This window comes from Sphingomonas sp. H160509 (assembly GCF_024124765.2).
Lineage (GTDB): Bacteria > Pseudomonadota > Alphaproteobacteria > Sphingomonadales > Sphingomonadaceae > Sphingomonas.
In genome coordinates, this window is sequence record NZ_JAMXSR020000002.1 from 3,317,114 (window position 1) to 3,337,197 (window position 20,084).

Sequence of the window (20,084 nt, forward strand, 5' to 3'; positions counted from 1 at the left end):
GAGGGGAGCAGCCAGACTGCGCTCTCGACAACGGAGCGACGCGATAATGTTCGGTACAACCCTAGTCCTCGCGCTCCGCTCGATCCGCCGCCACCTCCTGCGGTCGTTCCTCACGATCCTCGGCATCGTCATCGGCGTCGGTGCGGTCGTGACGATGGTGACGCTAGGCAAGGCGACCACCGCCGCGGTGCAGCAGTCGATCTCCGCGCTCGGCACCAACATCCTCCAGGTCCGCCCCGGCCAGGGCTTCGGTCGTGGCGGCGGGGGCCCGCGTCCGCCCGACTTCAAGCCCGAGGACGTCGCCGCGATCGCCAACCAGATCGCCGGCGTCACCGCGGTCGCACCGCAGGCAAGCGCCACCGCCACCGCGATCTACGAAGGCGCCAACTGGTCGACCACGATCAACGGCACCACCGACGCGATTTTCCAGGTCCAGCCATGGCCGCTCGCCTCGGGCCGCCGCTGGACGCCGGTCGAGGAAAGCGCCGGTGCCGCGGTCTGCATCATCGGCAATACCGTGTCGAAAAACCTGTTCCCCGGCGGCGATCCGGTCGGCCACCGTTTCCGTATCGGACCTATCAGCTGCGACGTGATCGGCGTGCTGACCACGCGCGGCCAGGCCGGGTTCGGCGGCGATCAGGACGACACCGTGGTCATGCCGATCAAGGCGGTCCAGCGGCGCTTCACCGGCAACCGCGATATCCGCCTGATGCTGGTCGGCGTCGACGAGCGCTTCTCCACCAGCACGGTGCAGGCCGGGATCACCGACCTGCTCCGCGAACGCCGCACCATCACCGGCGACAAGCCCGACGACTTCAACATCTTCGATACCAAGCAGATCTCGGACACGCTGACCGGCACCACGACCCTGCTCACCGGCATCGTCGCCGCGGTCGCCGGGATCAGCCTGGTGGTCGGCGGGATCGGCATCATGAACATCATGCTGGTGTCGGTGACCGAGCGCACGCGCGAGATCGGCATACGGTTGGCCATCGGCGCAGTCGCGCGCGAGGTGCTGTTGCAGTTCCTCGTCGAGGCGATCGCTTTGTCGTGCCTCGGCGGCGTCATCGGGCTGATCGTCGCGCAGGCGGCGATCGCGATCATCGCGCCGCTGATCAAGGTTCAGTGGCTGTTCGTGCCCGAGATCAACATCTTCGCGTTCGCGATATCCGCGGTGATCGGCGTAGTCTTCGGCTATTTCCCCGCACGGCGCGCGGCGGCGATGAACCCTATCGACGCGTTAAGGCACGAGTGATCGCGGCCTTGGGATCGCGGACCAGCGCTTGCAGCCGGTCGAGATCCTCGGGCGTATCGATGTCGATCAGCTCGGCGGGCGCAGTCACGACATGCCGCCCCGCCTTCACCAGGTCGCGCGCACCCGCATCGCCGTCTAGCGTCAGCAGGAAATCGAACCGATCGCGGCCGAACAGGGCAGGGGGGCTCGGCTTCTCGCCGTCGCTCGACGCGACCACCGCGTCCGCGCTGTCGGCGGCGTCGAGCATCCGGTAGATATGCGCCGCGGTCACGCGCGGCATGTCCGCCAGCGCGATCAGCACTGCCTCCGCGCCCTCGTCCTTCGCGCACTGCACGCCGAGCTTCACCGACTGCGACATGCCCGACGACGGATCGTCGTTATGCACCACCTCGAAATGATGGCTGACGAAGTCGAGCTTGCAGCCGTCGGTGACGACCAGCCGGCGCTTGAACGGAATGTTCTCGAACGCGGTGACGACGTGCATCCCCAGCGGCTTGTTGAGGAACGGCACCTCGAGCTTGTTCGGAATGCCGAACCGCTCCGAGCGCCCGGCCGCGAGGAGGATGAGGAAGACGTTTTCAGCGGCGATCATTGAACGCTCCTATCATCGCCGCCGCGACCGACAGCGCGATTTCCGATGGTCCGATCGCGCCGATGTCGAGCCCGACCGGCGCATCGATCCGGTCGATGTTCTCCGCCGTAACGCCCTCCGGAGGCAAGCCGCTCGCGCCGTGCCGCATGGCTCTTGCGGCTGCCGAGCGCACCGACATAGGCAGCATCGGACGCCAGCGCCGCGATCAGCGCAGGATCGTCGATCTTGATGTCGTGGCTCAGCGTCACGATCGCGGTCGACGGACCGGGACGAAGCGCGGCGATCGCCTCGTCCGGCCAGCGATCGTTGAGCGTCACGCCCGGAAACCGCTCCTCGGTCAGGAAGCGCGCGCGCGGGTCGATCACGACCGTCTCGATCCCGAGTTCGCGGGCCAGCCCCGCCAGCGCTTGCGCGATCTGCACCGCGCCGACGATCAGCAGCCGGCGTGGCGGATCGTAGCGATTGACGAACACCTCGCCCGTCTCCAGCGGCCGCGCGTCGCTATGCCCGGTCGCGAGATCGGTCGTCACCGTCAGCGCATCGCCCTGGTCGCGCGCATCGGCGATCCGGTCGAACAGCTCGGGATCGAACCCTTCGGCGGACACCGGCTGCACCATCACGGCGATCTCGCCGCCGCACGGCAGCCCGACTTCCCACGCCGCCGCGTCCGCCACGCCGTAATTGCGCACCTGGAACGGCGCGCCCGCGATCACCTCTGCCGCGGTGGCGAGGATATCGCTCTCGACGCACCCGCCGGAGACCGATCCCTCGAACCGCCCATCGGCGTGGACGAGCATGTGGCTGCCCTTGGGTCGCGGCGCGGATCCCCAGGTCGAGACGACCGTGGCGATCGCCATCTTCTCGCCCTTCCAGGTCTTCGCAGCAGCGAGCACGCTATCGTTTTCGGCCATGTCTCGTTCTCTTTCTAATCCCTCCCCGCACGCGGGGAAGGGGGACCAGCGCAGCTGGTGGAGGGGGCCAGCCGCAGACGTTACGCTTGGGGTCGCCCCCCTCCACCACGCCAAGGGGCGCGGTCCCCCCTCCCCGTACCGGGGGAGGATCAGACCGCGGGCAACCCTTCGAGCAGCTTGTCGAGCGTCACCGGAAAATTCCGAACCCGCACCCCCGTCGCGTTGTAGATGGCATTCGCCACCGCAGCCCCCGCGCCGGAGATCCCAAGCTCCCCAACGCCCTTCGCCCCCACCGGGTTCGCGGAGTCGTCGATCTCCTCGATGAAATGCACCTCCAGCTGCGGAATATCGGCATTCACCGCGACATGATATTCGGCGAAATCGGGGTTCACGAACGCCCCCGTCCGCGTGTCGACGATGCCCTCCTCGCTCAGCGCATAGGCGATCCCCCACGCCATCCCGCCGGTGATCTGGCTCGTCGCGGTCTTGCGATTGAGCACGCGCCCGACATCGAACACGCCCAGCATCCGCCGCACCCGCGTCTCGCCCGTCACCGCGTTCACCGCGACCTCGACGAAGTGCGCGCCGTGGCTCGCCTGGCTGGTGCGCTTGCTCTCGGCACCCGGCCCGGTCTTGCCCATCGCCACGATCGGTTCGCCGCGCACCAGATCGGCCAGCTTCACCGACCGTCCGCCAGCGCTCACGCACCCGTCGTGCAGGCTGAGATCCTCGGGCGCCGCGTTTATTCGCAAAGCTAGTTCGCCGAGGATATCCTCGCACGCCAGCACCACCGCCGAACACGCGCTGCCAGCACCGAACGACCCGCCCGACCCAGCGCTCGGCGGGAAGTCGGTATCGCCCAGCCGCACGTTCACCTCGGCGACCGGCAACCCGAGCATCTCGCCCGCGGTCTGCGCGAGGATGGTGTACGTCCCCGTGCCGATATCGGTCATGTCGCACTCGACCGTCGCCCGGCCGTCCACCTCCAGCCGCACACGCGCCTGCGCCTCGACCGTGAAGTTACCGCGCAGGCTCGCCGCCATGCCGATCCCCACCAGCCACTCGCCCTCGCGCACCGATCCCGGCGCAGGCACGCTCTCAGGCCAGCCGAACCGCTCGGCGCCTTGCGTATAGCAATCGAGCATCCGCCGCGTGGAGAACGGCTTGCCGCTCACCGGATCGGTCTCGGGCTCGTTGCGCCGCCGCAGCTCGATCGGATTGATCCCGAGCTGCTCGGCCAGTTCGTCCATCGCGCACTCGACCCCGAACGTGCCGACCGCCTCGCCCGGTGCGCGCACCGCGCCACTTGCGGGCAGATCGACACGCACGAGGTCGGTCTTGAACCGCCGCGCGTCGCCCCGGTACAGCGGCAGCGTCCCGAACGGCACCGGCTCGAGAAACTCGCCATCGTCGTTCTGCGCCGACGACGCTCTCATGCCCCATGCCCAGGATCACGCCGTGCTCGTCGGCAGCGATGCGGATGCGCTGCGTCGTGTGCGAACGGTGATGCACCATGTACGCGGTCTGGCGACGGGGGAGGGGCGACCTTGACCGGCCGTCCGACGACCTCCGCCGCGATCGCCGCGAGGATCGCCTCGGGACCAACGCCGGTCTTGCCCCCGAACCCACCGCCGACATACGGCGCCAGCACGCGCACCTTGTCCGCATCGATCTTCAGCGCCTTCGCGATCGTCTTCCGCGCGCCGCCGATCACCTGGTTGCTCGACCGCACGGTGAGCTTGTCGCCGTCCCACCACGCAGTGGTCGCATGCGGCTCCAGCGCTGCGGGGAAGTGCACGGGCGTCGTGTAGGTCCGGTCGAACGTCACCGCCGCGTCGGCCATCACCGCGTCGAGATCGCCGTTGTCGATCGGCGGCAGGAAGCCGATCTTCGGCGCGGTATCGACCGGCTGCGCCTCGACGTCGAACCGATCCTCGCCCGCCTCGGTGCGAACCACGACCAGCGCCGCGGCATCGCGCGCGATCGCCTGGTCCTCCGCGACGACGATCGCGACCGGCTGGCCGAGGTGGAGAATGACGTCGGTATCGAACAGCGGCATCGCGCGCGAGTTGGACTCGCCAGCCGGCATGCGCGCGTCGTCGTAGATGATGGCGATGACACCGGGCAACGCCTCGGCGACGCTCACGTCGATGCCGAGAATGCGCCCGCTGCCGACCGGCGTGCCGACGATCGCGGCATAGGCGATGCCGTCGGGCGTGCCCCTCATACGCATAGTCCGCCACGCCGGTAACCTTTGCCGGCCCCTCGATCCGGTCGAGCCCGAGCCCGAGAACGCCCTGCTTCGCGCGGTCGAGACCACCCGGCCGAAACGCCGCATCCATCACGTGTTCGTTCATTCTGCGGTCCTCGGGTGGAGGGAAGGATATGGGTAGGGCGGGGGCGTTTGACGAGACGGACCGCCCTTCCGCGCCTGAAAGAAAACGCCCGCAACATTTCCCGTTTCCCCGCGAAGGCGGGGATCCAGGGTTACGGGCGTTATCCTGCGTGGCTCCTGGGCCCCCGCTTTCGCGGGGGAACTAGAAGGAGACGGCTCAGCTCACGACTCAAACAGCAGGCAACTGATCCAGCAGCTTGTCCAGCGTAATCGGGAACTCCCGCACCCGGATCCCGGTCGCATTATACACCGCGTTCGCCACGGCCGCACCTGCACCCGAAATCCCCAGCTCGCCGATCCCCTTCGCATGGATCGGGTTCGCATGGATGTCGCGCTCGTCGACGAAGTGGACGTCCATCTGCGGAATGTCCGCATTGGCCGGCACGTGATATTCCGCCAGATCGTGGTTCACCAGCTTGCCGGTCCGCGTGTCGTGGATCAGGTCCTCGGTCAGCGCCGCACCTATCCCGAACGTCATCCCGCCCAGGCACTGCGACCGCGCGGTCTTCGCGTTGAGCACACGCCCTGCCGCGAACGACCCGAGCATCCGCCGCACCCGCGTCTCGCCGGTGACCACGTTGACCGCGACCTCCGCGAAATGCGCGCCGAACCCGGCCTGCGTCGTCTCCTTCTCCTGCTTGCCCGGCTTGATGTGCCCGGTAGCCTCGAGACCCTTGCCGACCAGCTCGCCGATCGGCGTCGAGCGGTTGTCGCCGATCGCCTTGCCGTCCTTCAGCGTCAGGCCGTCCTCGTCGACGCCTGCCGCCTTGGCGAGCTTCCCGCGCAGCATCTCGCACGCCAGATACACCGCCGTCCCCGACGAGGTAGCACCCCAGGACCCGCCCGAACCCGCCGCCGGTGGATCGTTGGTATCGCCCAGCGACATCGTGATGTTCTCGACCGGGATCCCCCAGGATCTCCGATGCGATCTGCGCCAGGATCGTGTAGCTGCCCGTGCCGATATCGGTCATCGCCGACGACACCGTCGCCGAGCCGTCCGGATGGATCTCGACCTTGGCGGACGATTCCATCATCATGTTGCCGCGCACCGCCGAGGCGACGCCCATGCCGATCAGCCACTCGCCCTCGCGGCGCGTTCCAGCTTTCCGGCGTTTGTCCCAGCCGAACTTCTTCGCACCCTCGTCGAGCGCACGCGTCAGGTTGCGCGACGAATAGGGCACGTCCTTCTCGGGGTCGATCTTCGGATCGTTGCGTTTGCGCAGCTCGATCGGATCCATCTGGAGCTTCTCGGCCAGCTCGTCCATCGCGCCTTCCAGCGCGAGCATCCCGACCGCCTCGCCCGGCGCACGCATCGAGCCCGACAGCACGAAGTTGAGGTCGACCACCTCATGCGTGATCAGCCGGTTCTCGCCGCCATACAGCATGTGCGTGCCGATGCCCGCGGGTTCGAAATAATCCTCGGTCGACTGGTTCGACGTCAGCGTCTCGTGACCGATCGCCGACAGTTTGCCGTCCGCATCGGCTGCGAGCCGCACGCGCTGCTCGGTATTCGACCGCCGCACCGTCGCCTCGAACACCTGCGGACGCGACATCACCGCCTTGACCGGACGGCCAAGCTGCTTCGCCGCGATCGCCGCCGCGACGCTCTCGGGCGCGATGCCGAGCTTCGATCCGAACCCGCCGCCGATATAGCGCGCGATGATCCGCACCTTCTTCTCCGACAGCCCCAGCGATTTCGCCAGCTGCTGCGCATCCGACGTCGGCATCTGGTACGCGCCGTACAGCGACAGCGAGCCGTCCCTCTTCCCACACCGCGGTCGAGGCATGCGGCTCCATCGCCGCCGAATTCTGGCTCGGCGTGACATAGGTCGAATCGATCGTCACCGCCGCCTCGGCCATCGCCTTGTCGACGTCGCCCTGCTTGAAGTGCGCGGGCGTCGCGTCGTCCGGCGGCGTCCGCGTCTCGTCGCGGTGCGCGGCGAAGTCGTACTGGCCCTCGGCCTCGTCATACTCGATCGGCAGGCGCGCCGCCGCATCGCGCGCGACCTCGAAGCTCTCGGCGAGCACGATCGCCACGATCTGCCCAAAGAACGCGATGTCCTTCACGCCCTGCGTCGGTGCATCAGTTGCACCACCCTGTGCCGAGACACGGATGAACTGGTCGAAATCGGTGACGACGTCGATCACGCCGGGGATCGCCTTCACCGCATCGACGTCGATTGAGACGACCTTGCCCGCCGAGATATTCGTCCCGACCAGCACGCCATACGCCATGTTGGCGAACTGGTATTCCGCGGCATAGGGCGCCGTGCCCGTGACCTTCAGCGGCCCGTCGATCCGGTCGAGCGGCTTGCCGATGACGCCCTGGACGCCCGTATCCAGAAGACTGTCGGGATGCGGCTTGTCCATCGTCAGGCTATTCGTAGTGCCAAGACCAAACATGCTTATGCTCCCGTAACGTTGCGCAGCGTCGCGATCAGCGTGCGACGGGCGGGAGGGGGATCTTGAAGTCGTTCGAGCCATAGCCCTTGGCGTCGGCCAGCAGCGCGGTCGCCGCAGCCTCGAACACGGCATCGGACGGCGCCTTGCCGACCAAGGCCGCCTCGACTGCCGGGTTGCGCCACGGCATCGGCCCGAGCCCGCCGAACGCGAGCGAGGCCGACGCGATCACGCCGTCCTGCACGTCGACGATCGCCGCCACCGAGACGAGCGCGAACGCATACGATGCACGATCGCGCACCTTGCGGTATTCCTGCTTGCCCTTGACCGGCGCGGGCAGCTCGATGTGCGTGATCAGTTCACCCGCTTCGAGCGCATTCTCGATCTGCGGCGTATCGCCCGGCAGACGATAGAAGTCGTGGATCGAGATCCGCCGACGATCGCCATCCGCCTTCAGCGTCACGATCGTCACGTCGAGCGCACGCATCGCCACCGCCATGTCGCTCGGATGCGTCGCGATGCAGTGCTCGCTCGTCCCCAGCACGGCCAAGATGCGGTTGAAGCCGCCGATCGCCGAACAGCCGCTGCCCGGCTCGCGCTTGTTGCACGCCGCCGCGGTGTCGTAGAAATAATAGCACCGCGTCCGCTGGAGCAGATTGCCCCCGGTCGACGCCTTGTTGCGCAACTGGCCCGAAGCACCCGCCAGCAACGCGCGGCTCAGCACCTCGTACTTGGCGACGACGCGACGGTCGGCGGCGAGATCGCTGTTCGGCACCAGCGCACCGATCGTCAGCCCGCCATCCTCGCGCTCCTCGATCTTCGCGAGATCGAGCCGCGAGATGTCGACCAGCTTGTCCGGCGTCTCGACCTGCAACTTCATCAGGTCGAGCAGATTGGTGCCGCCAGCGATGAACTTGGCGCCAACGGTGTCGATATCCTTGACCGCAGCCTCGGGCGTAGCGGGCTTTTCGTATGTGAAGGTCTTCATGCCACCAGCTCCCCACGCGCGTTGGCTTCCATCGCGGCGTCCTTCTCGTCCGCGGTCCGGCCCGCAGGCTCGGCACCACCGACTTCGCGGATCGCATCGACGATGTTCGGATACGCGGCGCACCGGCACAGATTGCCGCTCATCCGTTCGGAAATCTCGGCATCGTCGAACTTCGGGTCGGTCAGGTCGCCCGACGCATGGCTGGCCCAGCCCTTCTTGACCTCGTCGAGCATGCCGACCGCCGAACAGATCTGCCCCGGCGTGCAGTAACCGCACTGATAGCCGTCATGCCGCACGAACGCGTCCTGCAACGCGTGCAGGTTGCCCGGCTGGCCGATCCCCTCGATCGTCGTGATCTCGTCGTCCTGGTGCATCACCGCGAGCGTCAGGCAGGAATTGACCCGGCGGCCATTGATCAGCACCGTGCACGCACCGCACTGGCCATGATCGCAGCCCTTTTTCGAGCCGGTCAGCCCGAGATGCTCGCGGCACAGGTCGAGCACCGACGTGCGAATATCGGGCTCGGCGTCATATGATTGACCATTGATCGTGAAATGCATGGGGATGCCCCTGGTTGAATGTGCCGGGAATGTACGGATTTCGAGGACTTAACGCCGATGCGACCGATCGTTTCCCTATTGCGACAAGCTCTCACGTGTTGGTACGCTGGCGTTCATAGCGCTGAGCGGGCAAGCTGTTGCGATGACGCCAGCTTCTCCCCGATTGTCGCCCCCAATCGTCATCGCGCACCGTGGCGCGAGCGGTCTGCGGCCCGAGCATACGCTGGCGGCCTATTCGCTCGCGATCGATCAGGGCGCGGACTTCATCGAGCCCGATCTTGTCCCGACCAAGGACGACGTCCTCGTCGCCCGCCACGAGAACAACATCGCGGAGACGACCAACGTCGCCGACCATCCCGGAATTCGCCGCGCGGAAAACCACGAAGACGATCGACGGCCAGACGATGACCGGCTGGTTCGTCGAGGATTTCACGCTCGCCGAACTGAAGACGCTGCGCGCGAAGGAGCGCCTGCCCAAGCTGCGCCCCGCGAACACCGCCTATGACGGCCAGTTCCAGATCCCCACGCTTGCCGAGATTATCGTGCTCGCCAAGCGCCGCACGACCGAGACGGGCCGGACGATCGGCATCTATCCCGAGACCAAGCATCCGACCTATTTCGCCAAGATCGGCCATCCGACCGACGCGAAACTGGTCGCCGAATTGCGCGAGGCTGGCTGGGATTCGGCCAAAGCGCCCGTGTTCATCCAGTCGTTCGAGGTCGCCAACCTCCAGCGCCTCCACACAATGACCAAGGTCCGCCTGATCCAACTAATGGACGGGGGAGGGCGGTCCCGCCGACGGCGCGCAGCCGAGCTACAAGGCGATGATCACGCCGGAAGGCCTGAAGGCGGTCGCCGCCTACGCCTACGGCATCGGCCCGAACAAGAGCTCGCTCTGGACCGACGCGACCCCGACCACGCTGGTCGCCGACGCGCACGCCGCCGGCCTGCGGGTCCACCCCTGGACCTACCGCGCCGAAAACTATTTCGAACCAACCCGCTTCCGCCGTGGCACCGACCCCGCCGCGCACGGCGACATTGCCGCGGAGATCGACGCAGGGCTTGCACAAGGTATCGACGGTTTCTTCACCGACTTTCCGCTATACGGGGCTCAGGCGCGCGACCGAGCCCAGGGAACTGCGCGTGCAGGAGTAAAGTAAATGCGTAAGGTTCTTCCCGTACTCGCGGTGCTGCCGTTCCTCGTAAGTGGCTGCATCAGCACGGCAACCTCGATCGTGAAGGCACCATTCCAGGTTGCCGGCAAGGCGGTCGACTGGACTACGACCAGCCAGGAAGAATCGGACCGCAACTACGGCAAGAAGATGCGCAAGCAGGAAGCCGAAGAGGGCAAGCAGCGCAAGGAACTGGCTAAACGCTGCAAGAAGGACCCGAGGCGCTCGGAATGCGGCCAATACCAAGGTTATCGCGCGGGAAACTGAGCTCCCTTCTACCACCCCGGCGAAGGCCGGGGCCCAGTTGGGAAACAGAAGTAACGTAGCGCTGCGCTCAGTCAGCAACGTCCCCCAACTGGACCCCGGCCTCCGCCGGGGTGGTGCTCCGAGCCAATGTTCCCTGACTTCCTTGTTCTCCCGCGAAGGCGGGAGCCCAGTCTGGACTCCCGCCTTCGCGGGAGAACAAGGAAGCGGGAGAACAAGCTGGGGGGTTCGCGACAGCCCCTAAAACCACCCCATCACAGTAACCGGAAACGGCGTCCACCACCCAACCCGAACCCCGGCAAACCGAAGCGCATCCCCCGTCCACGCATTACACGTCCGCACCGCGCTATACCGCCCGTTAGCCTCATAAAACGCATCATACCCGGCATACCCCCGATACCGCGCACCCCCATCGCGAAAGCTCGCCCGGATATATGCCGCCAACCGCCGATACTGCGCCGGCGTCACCACGATCTCCCGAGGCCCATCCCCGGCACGCGGCCTCGGCAGATGATCGACATGCATCAACGTCCGATCACTCCCGACCGCCGAAGCAACCACGGTGCGCAGCTTCACGTCAGCCCAGGTCGGCGCCTCGAGATAAAACGCCTTCTCCCCCATCCGAAAGACACATGATCGAACGCCCCATACCGCGGATCGCGCAAATCCTCCGCCCGAGCCACCCCGCGCCAGTCCACCCCGGCCGCCACCTTCGGCATGATTATCCCGGTATGCACGCCATTGCTCTCGACGAAGATATGCACGCCCTCCGAAGGCGCCCGCCAGTGGCGATTGCTCGGGATCGACCCGCCGACCAGCCCCGCCACCGCATAGCTCGCGACCAGGCCGAACACCGCCGCGATCGCCCGTAAAATCCACTTAACCCAACGCGTTTCCGTCTTCATTCCGTCATGCTAGACCACCCGCATGGCCAATGACACACACGTACTGAGCACCCCGCCCGAAGGCGCTCCCGACTGGACGATCCCGCAGAACTGGGCGGACTACACCGCGGAGGATCACGCGACCTGGGACACGCTGTTCGCGCGCCAGTCGAAGCTGCTCCCCGGCCGCGCCTCGAACGCCTGGCTGCGCGGGCTCGATGTCCTGAAGCTGTCGAAACCCGGCATTCCCGATTTCGAGGAACTGTCCGAACGCCTGACCAAGCTCACCGGCTGGTCGGTCGTCGCGGTCCCCGGCCTCGTCCCCGACGACGTGTTCTTCGACCACATGGCGAACCGCCGCTTCGTCGCGGGCAACTTCATCCGCCGCCCCGACCAGCTCGACTATCTGCAGGAACCCGACGTCTTCCACGACGTGTTCGGCCACGTCCCGATGCTCGCCGACCCGGTCTTCGCCGACTACCTCGCCGCCTACGGCCGCGGCGGCCAGCGTGCGCTGGGGCTCGACGCGTTGAAATACTTGGGACGGCTCTACTGGTACACCGTCGAGTTCGGTCTGATCGCCGAACCCGAAGGCCTGCGCATCTACGGGTCGGGCATCGTCTCCAGCTACGCGGAAACCCGCTTCGCGCTCGACGATCCGAGCCCCAACCGGATCGCACTGGACTTGGCCCGCGTGATGCGCACCGAGTACCGGATCGACGATTTCCAGCAGAACTACTTCGTCATTCCGAGCTTCGAGGAGTTGTTGAGACTGACGGTAGAGACCGACTTCGCGCCACTGTACGAAGAGCTGAAGGCGCTCCCGGATATCCCGGTCGCGCGGATCGAACCGGGCGATGTGGTGATCACCGAGGGCACGCAGGCGTACGCGACGTCGAAGGCGTCCGCTGAGACCGCATAAGCTTCGCTCAAAAAAGGCCACTACCCAGGAGCGGCCACCCCCCGGCGAAGGCCGGGGCCCAGTTGGGATAGCGGTGCGGTTCTATCGCAAGGGTTCACCCAACTGGGCCCCGGCCTCCGCCGGGGTGGTGTTAGCTGTGGGGTGAGCACAACCCTTCCCAGCGTGTTCCCCCGCGAAGGCGGGGGCCCAGACTGGACCCCCGCCTTCGCGGGGGGAACAACCTTCTGCTGGGAAGGGGGTACTCTAGATATCCAGCGCCCACCCATCGCGCCCCCTTAGGATCGAACGGCCCCTCCGCCACGAACCTCTCCGCCCCCCGCCTTCAACCGAAGCACACTCCAGTCCCCCCGCCGGTCGACCGCCTCGAGCGAACACCCGCAAGCCTCATACGCCGCGACAACCCCAGCCCGCTGCGTCTCCAGCAACCCGGCAAGAACAATCGTAGCCCCCACATCCGAAATAGACGCAATCTCCGGCGCCATAGACACCAGCGGCCCCGCCAGAATGTTCGCAATCACCAGATCATACGGCGCCCGAACCACGATCGCATCGTCCAGCGTGCCGTCCGCAACCACCAGATCGATCCCCTCGACCCCATTGAGCGCCGCATTCTCCGCCGTCACATCGATCGAGACCGGATCGATATCCGTCCCCATCACCGCAGCCGCAGGCCACAAATGCGCCGCCGCAAACGCCAGCAACCCAGTCCCCGTCCCGATATCGATCACGTTCGCAAACGTCGCATCGGCCAACCCGTCGAGCATCGCCAGACACCCACTGGTCGTCTCATGATGCCCCGTCCCGAACGCACGGCTAGCCTCGATCAAAAACGCCCTCTGGTCCGCCGGCACCGCGCCCGCATGCGCGCCCGTATGCACGAAGAATCGCCCGACCGACAAAGGCTCGAGCCCGGCCTGGCTCATCGTCACCCAGTCCGCATCACCCAACCGCTCGACCGCGATCGCTGCCCCCGCTGCACTCGGCACCAGCGCCCGCACCGCCGCGACCGTCTCCGCCGCCGGCTCATGCTCGAAATACGCATCGAGCCGCCACGACTCGACGTCGTCCTCGATCTCCTCGGTGGTCATTAACACGCCGTCGATCGTCAGATCGTCGCTCGCATCGATCGCCTCCGCCTCCGCCCGCGTGCAGGGGAGGGTGAGCTTCCAACTATCGGACATAGCTCGCCCCGTTCACGTCGATCACCGAGCCCGTCATCGAGGCCGGTGCCTCAAGCGCGAGAAACTTCGCCGCCGCCGCGATCTCTTCCGGTGCAGCAACCCGCCCGAGCGGAATATCTGCCAGCAACGCCTCGCCGCCACGGCTCGACAGATAATCCTCCGCCATCCCGGTCATCGTGAACCCCGGGCACACCGCAAACGCCAGGATGCCCTCCCGAGCATAGCCCCGAGCGATCGTCTTGGTCATCGCCACCATCCCCGCCTTCGACGCGGCATAATGCCAATGCGCCGGCGAATCCCCGCGATACGCCGCCCGGCTCGCGATATTGACGATCCTCCCGCCGACACCCCGAGCCTGCCAATGCAGCACCGCCAACCGGCACAGCTCGGCCGACGCGGTCAGGTTGATCCGCATCGTCCGCTCCCACTGCGCGGTCCAGTCGTCGTCGGCGAGCGGCGATGCCTCGAACACCCCCGCATTGTTGATCAGCACATCAATCGTGCCGCCAGCCTGCTCCAACGCGGCGTTCCACAACGCAGTCGGCCCCGCAGAATCGCTAAAGTCGGCCGGGATACCGCTAGCGGTCCCATGCCCGATGACGGTCGCGCTGGCCTCGGTCAGCGCAGCATGAATAGCCGCGCCGATACCGCGGCTAGAGCCTGTAAGAAGAATGGTCATGCCGCACCTCTAGCGCGCGCCACGCCGCCTCGTCACGCCAATCCCGCACCCACGGACGATAGCCCGCAACTAGGCAGCAACCTTCGCGACGAAATCGCCCGCGCTGTTCTTCAGGTTGCTGAGCCGCCCGTCGAGCACGTCGAACCCGCGACCCACCCCGTCGATCTCGGTCGCGACCGTCTCGGTATCCTCGCGGATCGCGGCGATCGTGTTGGACATCGAATCCGCCGCCAGCGCGGTCTCGTCTACCGCCGCGGTGATCGCGGTGACCGTCTGCGCCTGCGCCTCCATAGCATAGCGGATGCGGTCGGCGCTTTCCTGCACCTCGGCGACGGTCGACTTGATCGACGCATTGGTCTCCACGGTCGAGCGCGTCGCCGACTGGATCGCGGCGATCTTCGCGGCGATGTCGTCGGTCGCCCGCGCGGTCTGGTTGGCGAGGCTCTTCACCTCCTGCGCCACCACCGCGAACCCGCGCCCGGCATCGCCCGCGCGCGCCGCCTCGATCGTCGCGTTCAGCGCGAGCAGGTTGGTCTGCCCGGCAATGTCGCGGATCAGCCCCAGGATCGACTCGATCGACTTCGCATGGTCGCTCAGCGTTTCCGACATGCCGACCGCTTGGCCAGCCTGCGCCGATGCCCGATTGGCAATCTCTGCGGCCGCCTCAACCTCGGTCCGCGCATCCTCGATCGCACGGATCAGGCCGGCGGCGGTCTGCGCCGCTTCGCGCATCGCTACCGCGGACTGTTCTGCGGCGGCCGCGACTTCGCTCGCCTTGCCGAGCACCGCACGCGTCGAGGCCGAACTCCGCAGCGCCTGTTCGCGCAGCATATGCCCCTCGTCGGTCGCGGTTTCGACCATCGCCGCGATGCCGTCGCGGAACTCCGCCGCCAGCGTGTCGCGCGCGACCTGCGCGGTATGCATCTGGTACCGGTTATAGATCGCGACGGTGATCTCGCCCTCCAGCGCCGACAGCCGCATCAGCGTGTCGATGAACACCGGCAGCTTCGGATCCGACCGATCGACCCGCCGCATCAGCACGTCGAGCGCGGCGCGGTCGCTGGCGCTGATCATCGACAGCAGCGCCATCGGCGATACGTCGGCGACATACGCCGTCGCGACCGACCGCTCGATCGATTCGATCCAGGCGCGTCCACTCGTGTCCAGGAAGCGATTGCGCAGGAACGTGCAACCGATCTCGATCATCTGGTCGGTTTCGTGCGGCGCCCAGATCCGTTCGTCGGAAAAACACTGCAGCCACTGTTCCCAGAACGCCCTGGACACATGCGTGATCTCGGGCGCCAGCGCCGCCCAGACTTCGCGGCTCGCGCCCGTCAGCGATCCGTCGAAATCGAACACCCGCAGCCGCGCCATCAGGTCGACGGAAGCCGCGATCGAGCCGGGGGCCGGCAGGTCGTTGGTGGTCAAGACGGTGAACTCCGGATCGAATGTACGACGCCATCGCTACACGCCATGTCTTAAGGGCTGGTTAGGGATCGACGTCACGTCACGTGTATGGCCATCGTGTCCCGCACGGCATCACGCCCGCGGTGTCATGGGTTATCGGACCGGCCCCAATGGGTTGCATCGCAGCACGCGGTGGCTAATAGGTCGCCCAATCTATATATTCTGGACCAAGCTGTTCTTGGTTCGTCATCTTCTGGTTCGAGGACTCCGCCCTTGGCATCGCGCAACCCGGCACGCCCGCTTTCTCCCCATCTGCAGGTCTATAAATGGGGCCCGCACATGCTGGTCTCGATCCTGCACCGCGTGACCGGCAGCGGGATGGCGACCGTCGGCAGCATTCTGCTCGTTTGGTGGCTCGCCGCGATCGCGTCGGGCGATCAAGCGTACGCGACCTTCGTCGACGTGTTCACCACCGACACCGGCCGGCTCAACATCCTCGGCTATATCATCGCGGTCGGGCTGACGCTGTCGCTGTTCCAGCACATGATGACCGGGATTCGCCACATGGTGCTTGATATCGGCGCCGGCTACGAACTGAAGCGCAACAAGATGGGCGCGATTGCGACGATGGTCGCGAGCGTAGCGCTGACGGTTGTGTTCTGGCTCTACATGGGGATCAAGTAATGGGTTCGGGTACGGCAATCGGTCGCGTCCGCGGCCTGGGCAGCGCCAAGCACGGCGCGCATCACTGGTGGCAGCAGCGCCTGACGGCGGGCTCGAACCTGTTCCTCATGCTCTGGCTGATGATTTCGGTCGCGCGGATGCCCGGCTATGATTACGCCGCTGTCCATCTGTGGCTGCAGTCGGCCTGGGTCGCAGTGCCGATGGCGCTGCTGATCCTGTCGGTGTTCTATCACTTCCGTCTCGGTCTGCAGGTCGTGATCGAGGATTACCAGCATGGCGAGAGCCGTGTCGTGACGATGATCCTCCTCAACCTGTTCACCTTCACGCTGGGCGGCATCGCCCTGTTCGCGATCCTGAAGGTCGCCTTCTCCGGAGCTCCCGCGTAATGTCAGCTGCCTACAAGATCATCGATCATACCTATGATGCGGTCGTCGTCGGTGCCGGCGGCTCCGGCCTGCGCGCGACGATGGGCATCGCCGAGAGCGGCCTGAAGACCGCGTGCATCACGAAGGTCTTCCCGACCCGTAGCCACACCGTCGCCGCACAGGGCGGCATCGCCGCCAGCCTCGGCAACAACTCGCCGGATCACTGGACCTGGCACATGTTCGACACCGTCAAGGGTTCCGACTGGCTCGGCGACCAGGACGCGATCGAGTATCTCTGCCGCGAGGCCCCGCAGGCGGTCTACGAGCTCGAACACGCCGGCATGCCGTTCAGCCGTAACGAGAACGGCACGATCTATCAGCGTCCGTTCGGCGGCCACATGCAGAACATGGGCGAGGGGCCTCCGGTCCAGCGCACCGCCGCCGCCGCCGATCGCACCGGCCACGCCATGCTCCATGCGCTGTATCAGCAGAGCCTGAAGTACAACACGGACTTCTTCGTCGAGTATTTCGCGCTCGACCTGATCATGGAGAACGGCGTCTGCCGCGGCGTCATCGCGCTGTGCATGGAAGACGGCTCGATCCACCGCTTCCGCAGCCACCAGACCGTGCTCGCCACCGGCGGTTACGGCCGTGTCTATTTCTCGGCGACCTCGGCGCACACCTGCACCGGCGACGGCAACGCGATGGTGCTCCGCGCCGGCCTGCCGCTCCAGGACATGGAGTTCGTCCAGTTCCACCCTACCGGCATCTACGGCGCGGGCGTGCTCATCACCGAGGGCGCACGCGGTGAGGGCGGTTACCTGACCAACTCCGAGGGCGAGCGCTTCATGGAGCGCTATGCCCCGTCGGCGAAGGACCTCGCCTCACGCGACGTCGTCAGCCGCTCGATGGCGCTCGAAATGCGTGAAGGCCGCGGCGTCGGCAAGAACGGCGACCACATTTTCCTTCACCTCGATCACATCGATCCCAAGGTGCTCGCCGAGCGCCTGCCGGGCATCACCGAGACTGGGAAAGTCTTCGCCGGCGTCGATCTCACGCGCCAGCCGCTGCCCGTCACGCCGACCGTGCACTACAACATGGGCGGCATCCCGACCAACTTCCACGGCGAGGTCGTCAACCTCGTCGACGGCAACCCCGACGCGGTCGTCCCCGGCCTGTTCGCGGTTGGTGAGGCAGCGTGCGTCTCGGTCCACGGCGCCAACCGCCTCGGCTCGAACAGCCTGATCGATCTCGTGGTGTTCGGCCGCGCGACCGGCCTGCGCATCAAGGACACGCTGAAGCCCGGTACCGCGCACGCGCCGCTGCCCAAGGGCTCGGAAGACCTCGCGCTGACGCGTCTCGACCATTTCCGCAACGCGAGCGGCGGCTCGCCGACCGCGCAGATCCGTCTCGACATGCAGCAGACCATGCAGAAGCATTGCGCGGTGTTCCGCGACACCGAACTGCTCAACCAGGGCGTCGAGAAGATGGCCGGGATCTACAGCCGGATGACCGACGTCGCCGTGAAGGATCGCAGCATGATCTGGAACACCGATCTGGTCGAGACGATGGAGCTCGACAATCTGATCGGCCAGGCGGTCGTGACGATGAACTCGGCGGCCAACCGCACCGAGTCGCGTGGCGCACACATGCACGAGGATTTCCCGAGCGCGACGACGCGAACTGGATGAAGCACACCATCACGACCTTCAACGGCTGGGGCGGCAAGGGCGGCGAGACCAAGATCGATTTCCGCCCGGTCCACGATTACACGCTCACCGACGACATCGACTACATCAAACCCAAGAAGCGGGTATACTGATGACCTGGGCCATCATCGCGATCGGGTTCCTCGTGCCCGTCGCGGTGGGGCTCCTGACGCGCTTCCAACCGATGATCGCCGGCTTCCTGTGGCCGGTGGTCGTCGCGATCCTGACCGCGATCTACGTCTTCGCCATCGAACCCCGCGGCGTGGGCGAAGAACCCCAAAAAAATAGCGATCACCTTCTACGCCCTCTTCTCGCTCGTCGGCGGCGTGCCGGGCGGCCTGGTAGGCTGGATCCTCCAGTACAAGCGCTCGGCCGGAAAGGCCTGACCCTCTCCTTGTTCTCCCGCGAAGGCGGGAGCCCAGTCTGGATCCCCGCCTACGCGGGGAAACAAGCTTTAGGCGTTCGACCAGGCGGCCTGTCCTGTGATCCGAAGATTGATTTCATGAGATGCGTCGTCGGACATCGACGGGCAGTGGCCAACAGTGGCGTCAAACGCCGTTTCCGCGTACACCAATCCCAGTAATCCGCGGAAAGACGAGGTTGGACATGGCGCACTGGACGATCCGTGCAGACTACGACCCCGAAGCCAGCGTCTGGTATTCGGTAGACGGCGACATCCCCGGTTTTGCTGCCGACGCCGCCACGCTGGAAGCACTAGTGGAAAAAGCCGCGGCGATGCTGCCCGACCTGCTCGACATTCACACCAACGATATCGCCGATCCCACGCGCCTCGCCGGCCCGCACCGCATTCGGATCATCGCACACCACGAACGCGATTTTGAGATCGCGGCCTAACGCATCATGGTCCGGGGATACGCCGCGCAGGTTCGCGATATCCTCACGGCGAACGGATGCACCTTCGTGCGCAGCGGCAAGGGCGATCACGAAATCTGGCACAGCCCGCATGCGTCACGACCGGTCGTCGTCGACGGCACGATCCTGTCCCGCCACACGGCCAACGCCATCCTGAAACAGGCAGGGCTTGCCACGAAGCTTTAGGCCCTCGCGCTTTTATCCCGTCCTTCGGAACCCACCGCCCCCCGCAAAAGTTTGCCGCGGCATGACCGATACATCCCCCGCCTCTAACGCCCGCAACTACCCGCTGCTGGCTGCACCCCACATCCACCTCCACGGCCCCGTCGACGACGCGATGTACGACAATTTCAAGTCGCAACTCGTCGCAGCCCCCATCGAAGGCCCGCTGGTCGTCTCGATCACCACGCTCGGCGGCGACCCGGAAGTCGCCCGCGCGATGGGCGACAACATCCGCCTGCTCCGCGAATATACCGGCCGCGAGACGCTCTTCCTCGGCAAGGTCGCGGTCTATTCCGCCGGCGCGACGTTCATGTCCGCCTTCCCCGTCGACAGCCGTTTCCTCACGCGGAAAAGCCGCATCATGATCCACGAGCGCCAGATGCAGAGCACGATCGAACTCAACGGCCCGCTCAACACGCTGTCCTACACGCTCAAGGCCAAGCTCCACGAGATCGAGGATTCGATCAAGATCCAGGAGGAAGGCTTCCGCGCGATCGTCGAGGGTTCGAAGGTGTCGCTGGAGGAGTTGAAGAAGAAGGCCCCCTCCAACTGGTACATCGAAGCCGAGGAAGCCCGCGACCTGGGGCTCGTCCTCGACATCATCTGACCCGGCACCTGCC

At 66.1% G+C, this 20,084-nt stretch carries 15 protein-coding genes and 7 pseudogenes; 11 read left to right on the top strand and 11 right to left on the bottom strand.

Annotation, left to right across the window (positions count from 1 at the left end):
- Positions 1–46 precede the first annotated feature (46 nt).
- Complete coding sequence (locus tag NHF48_RS18040) at positions 47–1,255, top strand: ABC transporter permease (protein WP_056060727.1); 1,209 nt, start codon at positions 47–49, stop codon at positions 1,253–1,255.
- On the opposite strand, the gene NHF48_RS18045 is transcribed toward NHF48_RS18040, so the two are convergent.
- The 7 genes and pseudogenes from NHF48_RS18045 to NHF48_RS18075 all read right to left on the bottom strand — a co-directional run bounded on the left by NHF48_RS18045 (position 1,230) and on the right by NHF48_RS18075 (position 9,101).
- Complete coding sequence (locus NHF48_RS18045; protein ID WP_192239444.1) at positions 1,230–1,847, bottom strand: nucleotidyltransferase family protein; 618 nt, start codon at positions 1,845–1,847, stop codon at positions 1,230–1,232. The genes NHF48_RS18040 and NHF48_RS18045 overlap by 26 nt on opposite strands.
- A pseudogene (locus tag NHF48_RS18050) lies at positions 1,834–2,758 on the bottom strand (XdhC family protein). The gene NHF48_RS18045 and the pseudogene NHF48_RS18050 overlap by 14 nt, the downstream one beginning before the upstream one ends.
- 149 nt (positions 2,759–2,907) lie before the next feature.
- Complete coding sequence (locus NHF48_RS18055; RefSeq protein WP_253071880.1) at positions 2,908–4,194, bottom strand: xanthine dehydrogenase family protein molybdopterin-binding subunit; 1,287 nt, start codon at positions 4,192–4,194, stop codon at positions 2,908–2,910.
- The gene (locus NHF48_RS18060) at positions 4,191–4,985 is read right to left on the bottom strand and encodes a molybdopterin cofactor-binding domain-containing protein (protein WP_253071881.1); all 795 of its coding nucleotides are present in this window, start codon (positions 4,983–4,985) and stop codon (positions 4,191–4,193) included. The genes NHF48_RS18055 and NHF48_RS18060 overlap by 4 nt, the downstream gene beginning before the upstream one ends.
- A gap of 337 nt (positions 4,986–5,322) precedes the next feature.
- Positions 5,323–7,556 (bottom strand): annotated as a pseudogene (locus tag NHF48_RS18065) (xanthine dehydrogenase family protein molybdopterin-binding subunit).
- Positions 7,557–7,558: 2 nt separating this feature from the next.
- Positions 7,559–8,541: pseudogene (locus NHF48_RS18070) on the bottom strand (FAD binding domain-containing protein).
- On the bottom strand, positions 8,538–9,101 hold the full coding sequence (locus NHF48_RS18075) for a 2Fe-2S iron-sulfur cluster-binding protein (protein WP_082441359.1): 564 nt from the start codon (positions 9,099–9,101) through the stop codon (positions 8,538–8,540). Before NHF48_RS18075 ends, NHF48_RS18070 begins: the two are co-directional and overlap by 4 nt.
- A gap of 142 nt (positions 9,102–9,243) precedes the next feature.
- Between NHF48_RS18075 and NHF48_RS18080 the strand changes: the two are divergent.
- Both NHF48_RS18080 and NHF48_RS18085 read left to right on the top strand, forming a co-directional pair.
- A pseudogene (locus tag NHF48_RS18080) lies at positions 9,244–10,262 on the top strand (glycerophosphodiester phosphodiesterase).
- A complete protein-coding gene (locus NHF48_RS18085) occupies positions 10,263–10,541 on the top strand; it encodes a hypothetical protein (protein WP_253071883.1) in 279 nt (92 codons plus the stop codon). It abuts the pseudogene before it with no gap.
- Between the two features lie 237 nt (positions 10,542–10,778).
- Here the strand turns inward: NHF48_RS18085 and NHF48_RS26170 are convergent.
- Positions 10,779–11,443, bottom strand: a pseudogene (locus tag NHF48_RS26170) (TIGR02117 family protein).
- 22 nt (positions 11,444–11,465) lie between these two features.
- On the opposite strand from NHF48_RS26170, the gene phhA reads away from it, so the two are divergent.
- On the top strand, positions 11,466–12,344 hold the full coding sequence (gene phhA, locus NHF48_RS18100) for a phenylalanine 4-monooxygenase (RefSeq protein ID WP_120299374.1): 879 nt from the start codon (positions 11,466–11,468) through the stop codon (positions 12,342–12,344).
- A gap of 243 nt (positions 12,345–12,587) precedes the next feature.
- Here the strand turns inward: phhA and NHF48_RS18105 are convergent.
- The 3 genes and pseudogenes from NHF48_RS18105 to NHF48_RS18115 all read right to left on the bottom strand — a co-directional run bounded on the left by NHF48_RS18105 (position 12,588) and on the right by NHF48_RS18115 (position 15,617).
- Positions 12,588–13,525, bottom strand: a pseudogene (locus NHF48_RS18105) (50S ribosomal protein L11 methyltransferase).
- Positions 13,515–14,204, bottom strand: a complete 690-nt coding sequence (locus NHF48_RS18110) for an SDR family NAD(P)-dependent oxidoreductase (protein ID WP_253071886.1) — start codon at positions 14,202–14,204, stop codon at positions 13,515–13,517. Before NHF48_RS18110 ends, NHF48_RS18105 begins: the two are co-directional and overlap by 11 nt.
- A gap of 69 nt (positions 14,205–14,273) precedes the next feature.
- Positions 14,274–15,617, bottom strand: coding sequence for a methyl-accepting chemotaxis protein (locus NHF48_RS18115; RefSeq protein ID WP_056061736.1), 1,344 nt, complete (start codon positions 15,615–15,617; stop codon positions 14,274–14,276).
- A gap of 267 nt (positions 15,618–15,884) precedes the next feature.
- On the opposite strand from NHF48_RS18115, the gene sdhC reads away from it, so the two are divergent.
- The 7 genes and pseudogenes from sdhC to NHF48_RS18150 all read left to right on the top strand — a co-directional run bounded on the left by sdhC (position 15,885) and on the right by NHF48_RS18150 (position 20,071).
- Positions 15,885–16,295 (top strand): succinate dehydrogenase, cytochrome b556 subunit, encoded by a 411-nt coding sequence (sdhC, locus tag NHF48_RS18120; protein WP_263816927.1) that lies wholly within the window; start codon positions 15,885–15,887, stop codon positions 16,293–16,295.
- A complete protein-coding gene (sdhD, locus tag NHF48_RS18125) occupies positions 16,295–16,681 on the top strand; it encodes a succinate dehydrogenase, hydrophobic membrane anchor protein (protein ID WP_120299369.1) in 387 nt (128 codons plus the stop codon). Before sdhC ends, sdhD begins: the two co-directional genes overlap by 1 nt.
- Positions 16,681–18,482, top strand: a pseudogene (gene sdhA / locus NHF48_RS18130) (succinate dehydrogenase flavoprotein subunit). The gene sdhD and the pseudogene sdhA overlap by 1 nt, the downstream one beginning before the upstream one ends.
- Positions 18,482–18,952 (top strand): hypothetical protein, encoded by a 471-nt coding sequence (locus tag NHF48_RS18135; RefSeq protein WP_253071887.1) that lies wholly within the window; start codon positions 18,482–18,484, stop codon positions 18,950–18,952. Before sdhA ends, NHF48_RS18135 begins: the two are co-directional and overlap by 1 nt.
- A gap of 23 nt (positions 18,953–18,975) precedes the next feature.
- A complete protein-coding gene (locus NHF48_RS18140) occupies positions 18,976–19,224 on the top strand; it encodes a DUF1902 domain-containing protein (protein WP_253071888.1) in 249 nt (82 codons plus the stop codon).
- Between the two features lie 6 nt (positions 19,225–19,230).
- Positions 19,231–19,428 carry a type II toxin-antitoxin system HicA family toxin gene (locus NHF48_RS18145; protein ID WP_253071889.1) on the top strand — a complete coding sequence of 66 codons (198 nt, stop codon included), beginning with the start codon at positions 19,231–19,233 and terminating at the stop codon, positions 19,426–19,428.
- 61 nt (positions 19,429–19,489) lie between these two features.
- On the top strand, positions 19,490–20,071 hold the full coding sequence (locus tag NHF48_RS18150) for a ClpP family protease (RefSeq protein WP_253071890.1): 582 nt from the start codon (positions 19,490–19,492) through the stop codon (positions 20,069–20,071).
- Positions 20,072–20,084: the final 13 nt, after the last annotated feature.